Annotated in this window: 11 protein-coding genes; 7 read left to right on the top strand and 4 right to left on the bottom strand. The window is 66.1% G+C overall.

What is annotated here, in order from left to right:
• Positions 1-3: 3 nt before the first annotated feature.
• Genes LY622_RS15010 through LY622_RS14995 form a run of 4 tightly spaced genes read right to left on the bottom strand, consistent with a single transcriptional unit; the run spans position 4 to position 3,491 of the window.
• Positions 4-522 (bottom strand): MarR family winged helix-turn-helix transcriptional regulator, encoded by a 519-nt coding sequence (locus LY622_RS15010; RefSeq protein ID WP_234291643.1) that lies wholly within the window; start codon positions 520-522, stop codon positions 4-6.
• Positions 523-567: 45 nt separating this feature from the next.
• Positions 568-1,863 carry a TRAP transporter large permease gene (locus LY622_RS15005; protein WP_234291642.1) on the bottom strand — a complete coding sequence of 432 codons (1,296 nt, stop codon included), beginning with the start codon at positions 1,861-1,863 and terminating at the stop codon, positions 568-570.
• Positions 1,860-2,411, bottom strand: coding sequence for a TRAP transporter small permease (locus tag LY622_RS15000; RefSeq protein ID WP_234291641.1), 552 nt, complete (start codon positions 2,409-2,411; stop codon positions 1,860-1,862). Before LY622_RS15000 ends, LY622_RS15005 begins: the two co-directional genes overlap by 4 nt.
• Positions 2,412-2,435: 24 nt before the next feature.
• Complete coding sequence (locus LY622_RS14995) at positions 2,436-3,491, bottom strand: TRAP transporter substrate-binding protein (RefSeq protein ID WP_234291640.1); 1,056 nt, start codon at positions 3,489-3,491, stop codon at positions 2,436-2,438.
• 375 nt (positions 3,492-3,866) lie between these two features.
• On the opposite strand from LY622_RS14995, the gene LY622_RS14990 reads away from it, so the two are divergent.
• The 7 genes from LY622_RS14990 (at position 3,867) to LY622_RS14960 (ending at position 11,401) form a co-directional block, all read left to right on the top strand.
• The gene (locus tag LY622_RS14990) at positions 3,867-4,835 is read left to right on the top strand and encodes an MBL fold metallo-hydrolase (RefSeq protein WP_234291639.1); all 969 of its coding nucleotides are present in this window, start codon (positions 3,867-3,869) and stop codon (positions 4,833-4,835) included.
• A gap of 99 nt (positions 4,836-4,934) precedes the next feature.
• Positions 4,935-6,671, top strand: coding sequence for an FAD-dependent oxidoreductase (locus LY622_RS14985; protein ID WP_234291638.1), 1,737 nt, complete (start codon positions 4,935-4,937; stop codon positions 6,669-6,671).
• On the top strand, positions 6,658-6,888 hold the full coding sequence (locus tag LY622_RS14980) for a DUF2783 domain-containing protein (RefSeq protein WP_114479251.1): 231 nt from the start codon (positions 6,658-6,660) through the stop codon (positions 6,886-6,888). The genes LY622_RS14985 and LY622_RS14980 overlap by 14 nt, the downstream gene beginning before the upstream one ends.
• Before the next feature lie 26 nt (positions 6,889-6,914).
• Positions 6,915-8,225, top strand: coding sequence for a homogentisate 1,2-dioxygenase (gene hmgA, locus LY622_RS14975; protein WP_234291637.1), 1,311 nt, complete (start codon positions 6,915-6,917; stop codon positions 8,223-8,225).
• A 123-nt stretch (positions 8,226-8,348) separates the two neighbouring features.
• Positions 8,349-9,383: a fumarylacetoacetate hydrolase family protein gene (locus tag LY622_RS14970; protein WP_234291636.1), complete on the top strand. Its 1,035-nt coding sequence runs from the start codon at positions 8,349-8,351 to the stop codon at positions 9,381-9,383.
• 18 nt (positions 9,384-9,401) lie between these two features.
• Positions 9,402-10,046 (top strand): maleylacetoacetate isomerase, encoded by a 645-nt coding sequence (maiA, locus tag LY622_RS14965; protein WP_234291635.1) that lies wholly within the window; start codon positions 9,402-9,404, stop codon positions 10,044-10,046.
• Positions 10,047-10,186: 140 nt separating this feature from the next.
• Positions 10,187-11,401: a multidrug effflux MFS transporter gene (locus LY622_RS14960; RefSeq protein ID WP_234291634.1), complete on the top strand. Its 1,215-nt coding sequence runs from the start codon at positions 10,187-10,189 to the stop codon at positions 11,399-11,401.

The raw sequence follows: 11,401 nt of genomic DNA, 5'->3' as shown, positions 1-11,401 counted from the left end.
CGGCTAGCCCTTATCGCCAATCCGCTCCAGCTGCCGCTCGAGCTTGCGCATCACGTTGAGCAGGTCGCGATACTCGCCGGCGGTGAGGGTCGCGACCAGCTCCGCCTCCCAGGCCTGGGCCGCGGGAATCAGCTCGGCCAGCAGCACCTGGCCCGCCGGGGTGAGGTGGAGATCGTGCAGGCGCTGATCCCTGGGCGACGGCGTGCGGCTGATCAGCCCCCGGTCCTCCAGGGCCTGGATCGCCCTGGAGACACGGGCCTTGTCCATGTTGGTGTAGGCGCACACCTTCTTCGCCGTCAGCTCGTCGCAGTGGCTGAGCCAGGCCAGCACCCGCCACTGGGCGATATTGAGCTGATAGCGCTCCTCATAGAGCTGCGCCAGGGCCTGGCTGATACGGTCGGCCAGGCTGTTGAGTCGATAGGGCAGGAACTGGTTGAGATCCAGCTCCGGTTTCGTCGACGGCCCATCGTCACCGACAGTGCCATCCCTGGCGGTATCGGCTTGGGTGTCTTCCATGTTCATCGCGGCTCTCCTCATCCCACGCCCGGTCTGACATCAATAGCGAAATCAATAGAGCAGTTGCGGCAGGAACAGCACAATAGCCGGGAACAGCAGCACCAGCAACGCGCGCACCATGCCGGCCACCCAGAACGGCGTCACCCCGCGGAAGATCGTCCCCGTGGACACGTCCGGCAGCACCGCCCGCAGCACGAAGACGTTCATCCCCACCGGTGGCGTGATCAGGCTGATCTCGATCACGATCACCACCAGGATGCCGAACCACACCAGGTCGTAGCCCAGGCCCGCCACCACCGGGAAGAACACCGGCACGGTGAGCAGCAGCATCGACATGCTCTCGAACACGCAGCCCAGCACGATATAGATGGCGAGTATCACCAGGATCACCAGGAAGGGCGCGATATCCAGTGCGTTGACGAAGGCCAGCAGGTCGCTGGGCAGCCCGGCACGGTTGATGAAGTTGGCGAAAATCAGCGCGGTGAGGATCACGGCGAACAGCATGCCCGTGGTGCGCACCGTGTCCATCAGCACGTTCATCAGCACCTGGGGGGTGAGCGCTCGCCGCCACAGGGCAATCAGGAAGGCACCCATGGCGCCGATGCCCGCCGCCTCGGTGGGCGTGAATACGCCCAGGTAGATGCCGCCGATCACCAGCACGAACAGCGCCAGGGTGCTGCCCACGCTCTTCAATGCCGCCATGCGCTCGGGCCAGGGCACCCTCTCGCCGGCGGGGCCGGCCTCGGGGTCGCGCCACATGACCCACTTCACCGACCCCAGGTAGAGGAAGATCCCCAGGATACCGGGGATGAAACCGGCGGCGAACAGCTCACGGATACTGGTCTCGGTGAGGATGCCGTAGATCACCAGCATCACGCTGGGCGGGATCAGGATGCCCAGGGTGCCACCCGCGGCAATCGAGGCCGCGGCCAGGGAGTCCTTGTAGCCGTACTTGCGCATCTGGGGCATCGCCACGCGCCCCATGGTGGCGCAGGTGGCGAGGCTGGAGCCGCAGATGGCGCTGAAGCCGCCGCAGGCGACGATGGTGGCCATGGCCTGGCCGCCCTTGCGGTGGCCGAGAAAGCCGTTGGACGCGCGGAACAGCGCATCCGACATCCCCGCATGCGAGACGAAGTTGCCCATCAGGATGAACAGCGGGATCACCGACAGGCCGTAGTCCATGGCGGTGTCCACCACCCGACGCGCGGCCATGGCCTCGGCGGCGTTCCAGTTGCCGGTCAGGTAGTAGAAGCCAGCGAAGCCGACGATGCCCATGGCAAAGGCCAGTGGCACGCGCAGGAACGCCAGCAGCAGCAGGGCGGCGAACCCGTAGAGTGCTTCAATCATGTATCGCCTCCCTTGCCTTTCTCAGGACTGAGCGGGCCTCCGCGCTCGACCACCCGAATACCCTCGAGGAAGTAGAGCACGGCACGCAGCAGCGTCAGCAGCGCCGACGCCGCCAGCATGATGGAAATCAGATAGATCAGGTAACCGTTGGGGATGCGCAGGAACTCGGTCACGTCCCCCCACTCCATGGCGCGCTCAGCCAGCGCCCAGACCCGACGGGCCATCACCCACAGCGCGCCGGTGACGATCAGGTTGACGATCACCTGGCGGATCCAGATCAGGCGGGGCGGAAAGATGGCGTCGAGCAGGTCGACGCTGACGTGCTCCTCTCGCCAGCACACCACCGGCAGCGACAGGAACACCACCGCCGCCAGCATCAGCTGGGTCAGCTCGACGGTGCCGAGTATCGGCGAATTGAAGAAGTAGCGACCGATGACGTCAGCCGTGGTCAGCAGCATCATGGCGAAGAGGGTGGCGCCCGCCACCCCCTCCAGTCCCAGCTGCATGAAACGGCCGACCCGTAACCAGAGTGTCGACGAAGTCGGCATGATGGGTCTCCGCTAGCCGGGACGTTACTGGCGCACGACGCGGTCGGCGATGCCTTCGCTCTCGGCGGCCAGGGCAAGCTGCTCGCGGAAGTGCTCGAGTGCGGCATCGGCGTCGACACCGCGGTCTTCCACGGCGGCGGCCCATTCGGCGATCAGCTCCTCGGTCACGCCACGCAGCCTCTCGACATCCTCCTCGGGCACCTGGGTGAAGGTCTGGCCACGCTCATTGGCGAATTCGACGCCGCTCTCGTCGGAGACGTCCATCATGTAGCCGAACAGGCGCGACAGGTGCTCGCCGGAAACCGCTTCGATCGCCTCGCGATCCTCCTCGGAGATCTGGTCCCAGACCATCGGGTTCATCACGATGGCGAAGCTGCCACGATAGAAGCCGCCATCCACGGTAAGGGCATGAGGCGCCACTTCGGCGACCCGGAAGCTGCGCAGGCTCTCCAGCGTCAGCATGGCGCCGTCGACCACACCCTGGGAAGCCGCCTCATAGACGCCGGTGGGCGGCAGCGCCACGCCGGTCACGCCCATGGCATCGGCCAGGCCGCTCATCACACCACCGCCGACACGCAGGCGCTTGCCGGCCAGTCCGTCCAGGTTGTCGACCTGGTCGCGGGTGAAGATCTGACCGGGGCCATGCACGCCCATGGCCATCACGTCGATGCCGCGGTGCTCGTTAGCCTGGGCCAGGTGCTCCTGATGGGTATGCCAGTAGGCAGCGGCGGCATCCTCGGAGGAGAACTCCTCGAAGGTGGGGAATTCCGGCAGCTGCGTGGCCAGGAAGCGACCCGCCATGTGGGCATGGAAGATCCAGCTGGCATCGGCGATGCCGTCGGCAACGATCTCCATCTGTGCCGCCGGGGGCCCCATGTCGTGCACGACGTCCACGGTCACGCGACCTTCGGTGGCCTCTTCGATCCATGCCTTCCAGCTCGGCCAGACGATGGTATTGACGCCATGGTTGGGGCCACCCCAGGTGCTCACGGTAATGGTGGTCTGGGCCAGTGCCGGGGTGCCGAGGCCCAAGCCGAGCGTCGCCAGGGCGCCGGCCATCAGGCGAGTTGTCTTGTTCATGTTGTGCTCCTACGTCGTCACGGGGCGACATGCGCCGAATTACGATCTTGTCGACTGGGCTCTGGAAGCCATCGGCCAAGAGCTTTCAGTCTTCCTGTTCTCCGCTGTCACCATGACCGCAGTTACTCTCCCCTGCAACTAATTTGGCAAAATTTCGTATTAGACTTAGGTATTAAAAACCAAAGAAATCCATGATCTTAGGCAATTTTTTACCATTCTCTCGGCGACATCGCGTGAAACCAATGACAGGAGAGCTGGACATATAGTTTCAAAAGCAACTATGCTCGATTCACCCTGACACACCTGAGTCGGGTCGAGACCGGCTGTCACCGATCGCCTGGCCAAGACGCCCCGACGAGACATTGGAGAGGATCCATGAGCAAGAAATTCGCCTCGCACGCCGATACCGAAGAGAAGCAGATCAGCTTCGACAAACTGGCCGAAGGCCTCTATGCCTACACCGCCGAGGGTGACCCCAACACCGGCATCGTGATCGGCGACGACAGCGTGATGGTGATCGACACCCAGGCCACCCCGATCATGGCCCAGGACGTGATCCGCCGGATCCGCGAGGTCACCGACCTGCCGATCAAGCACGTGGTACTGACGCACTACCACGCCGTGCGCGTGCTGGGTGCCTCCGCCTATCAGGCCGAGAACATCTACGCCAGCCAGCACACCTATGACCTGATCGTCGAACGCGGCCAGCAGGACTACGAGTCCGAGGTCGGTCGCTTCCCGCGCCTATTCAAGGGCGTCGACTCCGTGCCCGGCCTGACATGGCCGAACATCGTCTTCCAGCAGGAACTGACGGTGTACATGGGCAAGCGCGAGGTGCGCATCATCCACCTGGGCCGTGGCCACACCAAGGGCGACACCATCGTCTGGCTCCCCGAGGAGAAGGTGATGTTCTCCGGCGACCTGGTCGAATACGGCGCCACCCCCTACACCGGCGACGCCTATCACGAATACTGGCCCGCCACCCTGGACCGCCTGCAGGCCATGGCCCCCCAGAAGCTGGTGCCGGGCCGCGGCGACGCCCTGCAGACCCCGGAGCAGTGCCAGGAGGCCATCCAGGGCACCCGCGACTTCCTCAACGACATGTACGAGAGCGTCAAGGCGGGCAAGGCCGCCGGCAAGAGCCTCTCCGAGTGCTACGCCGAGACCTACGCCCTGCTCAAGCTGAAATACGGCCACTGGGTGATCTTCGATCACTGCGTGCCCTTCGACATCACCCGCTGCTACGACGAGGCGGGCGGCGAGTATCCGGATCCGCGCATCTGGACCGCCGAGCGCGACACTGCCATGTGGCACTCGCTGCAGGACGTCGTCGAGAACCAGTAACGAGCCGTTTTCAAAAAAATGCCTGGCGAGCGGCGCCGGGGACAGGCCGCAGCGCACCGCGGCGGCCTTGTCCCTGAAGCAACCGCGGTCGGAGGAAACATGCCAAGTACCTACAACAATCCCGTCTATCCATACCATCGTGCGCCGGAGCTGGACCGCGACGACGTGCGCCACTGCCCGGTGGTGATCGTCGGCGCCGGTCCCACCGGCCTGGGCATGGCCATCGACCTGGCCCAGCAGGGCATCGCCAGCGTCGTGCTGGACGACAACAACACCGTCAGCGTCGGCTCCCGGGCGATCTGCTTCGCCAAGCGCACCCTGGAGATCCTCGATCGCCTGGGCTGCGGCCAGCCGATGATCGACAAGGGCGTGACCTGGCAGCACGGCCGCGTGTTCTTCCAGGAACGCGAGGTCTACGACTTCAACCTGCTGCCGGAAGAGGGCCACCGCATGCCGGCCTTCATCAACCTGCAGCAGTACTACTTCGAGGAGTACCTGGTCGACCGGGCAGACGAACTCTCCGACCTCATCGAACTGCGCTGGAAGCACAAGGTGACCGAGGTCGACAGCCGGCCCGAACGCAGCGAAATCGTGGTCAGCACCGAGGATGGCGAGTACCGCCTCTCCTGCGACTACCTGCTGGTGGCCGATGGCGCCAACAGCAAGATCCGCGACATGCTAGGCCTGGAGAGCCGCGGCCAGATCTTCCAGGACCACTTCCTGATCGCCGACGTGATCATGAAGGCGGACTTCCCCACCGAGCGCTGGTTCTGGTTCGACCCGCCCTTCCACCCCAACCAGTCGGTGCTGCTGCACAAGCAGCCGGACAACGTCTGGCGCATCGACTTCCAGCTGGGCTGGGACGCCGATCCGGAAGAGGAGAAGAAGGAGGAGAACATCCGCCCCCGCGTGCAGGCGATGCTCGGCGAGGACGTGGAGTTCGAACTGGAGTGGGCCAGCGTCTACACCTTCCGCTGCCGCAAGATGGACGACTATATTCACAACCGGGTGTTCTTCATGGGCGACGCCGCCCACCAGGTCTCGCCCTTTGGCGCCCGTGGCGCCAACGGTGCGCTGCAGAGCACCGAGAACCTGGCCTGGAAACTGGCCCGGGTACTCAGGGGCCAGGCCCCCGAGGCGCTGCTCGCCACCTACAACGACGAGCGCCAGCACGGTGCCGCCGAGAACATCCTCAACTCGACCCGCGCCACCGACTTCATCACGCCCAAGAGCCGCATCAGCCGGGTGTTCCGCGACACCACCCTGGAACTGGCCGAACACTACCCCTTCGCCCGCAGCCTGGTGAACAGCGGCCGACTGTCGGTGCCCTGCCGCTATGACGGCTCGCCGCTCAACGACACCGGCGCCGAGGGCTTCCCGCTTGAGCTGCGCCCCGGCAGCCCGGCCAAGGATGCGCCGATTCGACTCGCCGGGCAGAGCGCCTGGCTGCTCAACCAGCTGGGCAACCGCTTCGTGCTGCTGCTCGATGGCCGCGTCGACAGCGCCCGGGCCGAGAGCCTGAAGGCCGAACTGCAGTCGCTGCTGGATGAGCGCGACGACCTCGACCTGGTCATCGTCGGACCCACGCCTCACGCCCTCTCCGAGCTGCCCCGCAGCGTTACGATCGAGGACGCCGAGAACCTGATCGGGGAGCGCTATGGCCTCACGGCCGGCGCCGGCTACCTGCTGCGGCCCGACCAGCACGTGACCGCCCGCTGGCCCGAGGTCTCGGCCAGGGCGGTGGGTGCCGCGATGGACCGCGCCCTGGGCGCCAACCTTGCCGCCGTTTCCGAAGATCGCCCCGACCATCAGGGAGGCCGCCATGCCACGGCTTGAACTCAACCCCAACTTCACCGACCCGGACGCCTTCTACGCCGCGCTGACCGAGGCGCACCGTGAACGCGACGAGGCGCAGAGCGAACGCATCAACGCCCGGCTGATCCTGCTGCTGGCCAACCATATCGGCGACCAGCAGGTGCTCGAAGAGGCTCTGGAGATCGCCACCCAGGCCGCCGAGCCCCGAGCCACCGAGACCGAAGCCCGGCAACAATAACAGCACGGATGACGAGGATACTCCCCATGACGACCGAGACGCTTGAGTACCAGAGCGGCTTTCGCAACCACTTCTCCACCGAGGCGCTGCCCGGCGCCCTGCCCATAGGCCAGAACTCGCCCCAGCGCTGTGCCTATGGGCTCTACGCCGAGCAGTACACCGGCTCGGCCTTCACCGCCCCGCGCCACCAGAACCTGCGCAGCTGGCTCTATCGCATCCGCCCCTCGGTGGTGCAGAGCGCCTATCGCCCGCTCGCCGTGGAAGGCGTGGCAACCTCGCCGCTGGCCAAGCCCGCCGCCGACCCCAACCAGATGCGCTGGGACCCGCTGCCGATTCCCGCCGAGCCCACCGACTTCGTCGATGGCCTGCTGACGGTGGCGGTCAACGGCGACGCCGGTGCCCAATCCGGCTGCGGCGTGCACGTCTACGCCTTCAACCGGGACATGACCGAACGCTTCTTCTACAACGCCGACGGCGAGCTGCTGATCGTGCCGCAGCTGGGCACCCTGCGCCTGCGCACCGAGCTGGGCGAGCTTCAGGTCAAGGGCGGCGAGATCGCGGTGATTCCCCGCGGCATCAAGTTCCAGGTGCGCCTGGTGGAAGGCTCAGACGCCGCCCGCGGCTACATCTGCGAGAACTACGGCAGCCCGCTGGAACTGCCCGGCCTCGGCCCCATCGGCGCCAACGGCCTGGCCAACCCCCGCGACTTCCAGAGCCCCGTGGCGAGCTACGAGGACCTCACCGGCGAGTACGAGCTGGTGGCCAAGTTCTCCGGTCGTTTCTGGGTGACCCGGCTCGACCACTCGCCGCTGGACGTGGTGGCCTGGCACGGCAACTACGCGCCCTACAAGTACGACCTGGCCCACTTCAACACCATCAATACGGTGAGCTTCGACCACCCGGACCCGTCGATCTTCACCGTGCTGACCTCGGCCTCCGATACCCCGGGGATGGCCAACCTGGACTTCGTGATCTTCCCGCCGCGCTGGATGGTGGCCGAGAACACCTTCCGCCCGCCCTACTTCCATCGCAACCTGATGAGCGAGTTCATGGGCCTGATCCACGGCGAGTACGACGCCAAGGCCGAGGGCTTCCTGCCCGGCGGCGCCAGCCTGCACAACTGCATGTCGCCCCACGGCCCCGACGCCGATACCTTCGAGAAGGCATCGAACGCCGAGCTTGCGCCCCAGCATCAGGGCGATACCCTGGCCTTCATGTTCGAGAGCCGCTACGTCTACCACCCGACCGAGGCGGCACTGAACGCCGAGATCCGCCAGCGCGACTACGTCGATGTCTGGTCGACCCTGCGTTCGCACTTCGATCCGGAACAGCCTTGAGCGCCATAGACAGCCCTGAGCGGAATAGACAGCCCTGAGCGCGATAAAAACGCCCTGAACGACAAGACGAATGAATGGACGAGGCCCACAGGGCCTCGCCTCTGACGAAAGGACCCAACGACGATGAAACTCGCAACTCTGAAGCTGGAAACAAAAGAGCATGGCCGCGATGGCGAACTGATCGTGGTCTCCCGCGACCTGACCCGCGCCGTGCGTGTCAGCGACATTGCCGCCACCCTGCAGCAGGCGGTGGAGAGCTGGGACAGCCTCGCACCCAAGCTGGAGCAGCGCTATGCCCAGCTCAACGACGGCCAGGCCGAGGGCGCCTTCGCCCTGGACCAGAGCCAGCTGCACTCGCCGCTGCCGCGCAGCTACCACTGGGCCGACGGTTCCGCCTACCTGAACCACGTCAAGCTGGTACGCCAGGCGCGCAACGCCGAGATGCCCGAGACCTTCTGGACCGACCCGCTGATGTACCAGGGCGGCGGCGACCGCTTCCTGGCCCCGACAGAAGACATCGAGGCGGTCAGCGAGGAGCACGGCATCGACTTCGAGGGCGAGATCGCGGTGATCACCGACGACGTGCCCATGGCGGTGACCCCCGAGCAGGCCGCCGGCCACATCAAGCTGGTGATGCTGGTCAACGACGTCAGCCTGCGCGGCCTGATCCCCGGCGAGCTGGCCAAGGGCTTCGGCTTCTTCCAGGCCAAGCCGGCCTCGAGCTTCTCGCCCATCGCGGTGACCCCGGACGAACTCGGCGACGCCTGGCAGGACGGCAAGGTGCACCTGCCGCTCACCGTGCACTTCAACGGCGAGAAGTTCGGCGAACCGGAAGCCGGTCCCGACATGATCTTCAGCTTCCCGCAGCTGGTCGCCCATGCGGCCAAGACCCGCTACCTGGGCGCCGGCGCGGTGGTTGGCTCCGGCACCGTCTCCAACCCCGACCCCGACGGCGGCCCCGGAAAGCCAATCGCCGATGGCGGCGTGGGCTATAGCTGCCTGGCCGAGGTACGCATGGTCGAGCAGATCCTGCACGGCCAGGCCAAGACCTCCTTCATGCGCTTCGGCGATCGGGTGCGCATCGAGATGTTCGACCGCGAGGGCAAGAGCATCTTCGGCGCCATCGACCAGCAGGTGGTCCAGTACCAGCCCAAGTAAATGCAGGGAGAGGCAACCATGACCACGCTATACGGCTATTTCCGCTCGTCGGCGGCCTACCGGGTGCGCATCGTGCTCAACCTCAAGGGCCTGGCCTTTGAGCAGGTCCCGGTCAACCTGGTGAAGGGCGAACAGCGCAGCGAGACCTTTCGCGCCCATAACCCCCAGGGGCTGGTGCCGGCGCTGGTTACCGACGACGGCACCACCCTGACCCAGTCGCTGGCGATCTGCGAGTACCTGGAGGAACTCCACCCCAGCCCCGCGCTGCTGCCGCTCGAGCCGGCAGAGCGGGCCCGGGTGCGGGCACTGGCCCAGCTGGTGGCCTGCGAGATCCACCCGCTCAACAACCTGCGGGTGCTCAAGTACCTGGTCCACGAACTGAAACTGGACGACGAGGCCAAGCTGGCCTGGTACCGCCACTGGGTGACCGGTGGCTTCGACGCCCTGGAGGCGATGCTCTCCCGGGAGGCGGGCAGCGGCGACTTCTGCCACGGCGACACCCCGACGCTCGCCGACGTCTGCCTGGTGCCCCAGGTGTTCAACGCCGAGCGCTTCGAGTGCGACCTCTCCGCCTACCCGCGGATCCAGCGCATCGTCGCCAACTGCCGGGCACTCGATGCCTTCCACCAGGCCTCCCCGGAGGAGCAGCCGGACGCCGGCTGAGCAATCGCGAATCGTTTCGGCTACAATAAGCAGGCTAACGACACACGGGCGCCGCTCTATCCCGCTCAGGCCGAGCCGGGAAGGGTGGCGCCCGCTGGTCGTTGTTCGCCCCCCGAGGCGCCCTTCGAGAAGAGGTCAATGTGCTGAGGCTGACATCCCCCGCCACGGTGGTGACCCTGGCGGCCCTGACCGCACTGGGCCCGCTGGCGACCGACATGTATCTGCCCGCCATGCCGGCCATGGCCGAGGCGCTCGACACCGGCCCCGACCAGATACAGTTGACACTGAGCCTCTACATGGCCGGCTTTGCCATGGCCCAGATCTTCTGCGGGCCCATTTCCGACCGATTCGGACGCAAGCCGGTCATGGTCGCCGGTTTCAGCCTGTTCCTACTGGCCAGCCTGCTCTGCGCCTTCGCCCCCAGCATCGAGTGGCTGCTGGTCGGGCGCTTCCTGCAGGCGCTGGGCGGTGCCGCCGGCCCGGTCCTGGGCCGTGCCGCCGTGCGCGATATCTACGGCCCCATCGAGGCCGGACGGGTGCTCTCCTACATGGCCAGCACCATGGCCCTCGCCCCGGCCCTGGCCCCCGTGGTCGGGGCCGGGCTTCTGCTGTACTTCGGCTGGCAATCGATCTTCGTGCTGCTGACGTTCTATGCCGGCATCATGCTGCTGGTACTCGCCTTGCTGATGCCCGAGCCGCTGTCGCCGGCGAATCGGCAATCGATCAGCCCCCGGGCCATCCTTCGCAACTACCGCATGCTGCTGACCCAGCGCGCCTTCATCGGCTATACGCTGGTCAATGCCAGTGGCTTCGCCAGCCTGTTCGCCTTTCTCTCCGGCTCCTCCTTCGTGCTGATCGAGTTCATGGGCATGACACCCTTCGAGTACGGGATCGGCTTCACGCTGATCGTGGCCGGCTTCTTCTCGGGCACGATATTCAGCGGCCGCTATAGCCATCGGCTGGGACGCGACCGGCTCCTGTTGCTGGCCACGCTGTGCTGCGCCCTGGCCGGATCAATCATGGCGGGGCTGGCAGTGGCCGGCATCTATGCCCCCTGGGCCGTCATCGGCCCCCATATCCTGTTCCTGGTCGGCTTCGGCATCGTGATGCCGCAGAGCATGTCCGGCGCCCTGGCGCCCAATCCCCAGTGCGCGGGGGCGGCCTCCTCGCTGTTCGGCTTCCTGCAGATGACCATCGCGGCGCTGGCTGGCGCGCTGGTGGGCCAGTTCCATGACGGCACGTCCCGCACCATGGCCATCTCCATCGGCCTCGGCGGGGTGTTCGCACTGGTGGCGTACCTCGCCATCGTGCGACCGGCAAGCCGGGCGGCCGCCGCCAGCCAGGCACGGAGCTAG

Source organism: Halomonas alkalisoli (assembly GCF_021412585.1).
Taxonomy (GTDB): Bacteria; Pseudomonadota; Gammaproteobacteria; order Pseudomonadales; family Halomonadaceae; genus Halomonas; species Halomonas alkalisoli.
The sequence above is the reverse complement of the archived record's forward strand: the minus strand, read 5'-3'. Positions and strand labels throughout refer to the sequence as shown.

Bases quoted from the DNA above. Each gene is read 5' to 3' on its own strand.
- LY622_RS14990 (WP_234291639.1), top strand. From the start codon at position 3,867: ATGAGCAAGAAATTCGCCTCGCACGCCGATACCGAAGAGAAGCAGATC.
- LY622_RS14970 (WP_234291636.1), top strand. From the start codon at position 8,349: ATGAAACTCGCAACTCTGAAGCTGGAAACAAAAGAGCATGGCCGCGAT.
- LY622_RS14980 (WP_114479251.1), top strand. From the start codon at position 6,658: ATGCCACGGCTTGAACTCAACCCCAACTTCACCGACCCGGACGCCTTC.
- LY622_RS15005 (WP_234291642.1), bottom strand. From the start codon at position 1,863: ATGATTGAAGCACTCTACGGGTTCGCCGCCCTGCTGCTGCTGGCGTTC.
- LY622_RS14985 (WP_234291638.1), top strand. From the start codon at position 4,935: ATGCCAAGTACCTACAACAATCCCGTCTATCCATACCATCGTGCGCCG.
- hmgA (WP_234291637.1), top strand. From the start codon at position 6,915: ATGACGACCGAGACGCTTGAGTACCAGAGCGGCTTTCGCAACCACTTC.
- LY622_RS15010 (WP_234291643.1), bottom strand. From the start codon at position 522: ATGAACATGGAAGACACCCAAGCCGATACCGCCAGGGATGGCACTGTC.
- LY622_RS15000 (WP_234291641.1), bottom strand. From the start codon at position 2,411: ATGCCGACTTCGTCGACACTCTGGTTACGGGTCGGCCGTTTCATGCAG.
- maiA (WP_234291635.1), top strand. From the start codon at position 9,402: ATGACCACGCTATACGGCTATTTCCGCTCGTCGGCGGCCTACCGGGTG.
- LY622_RS14995 (WP_234291640.1), bottom strand. From the start codon at position 3,491: ATGAACAAGACAACTCGCCTGATGGCCGGCGCCCTGGCGACGCTCGGC.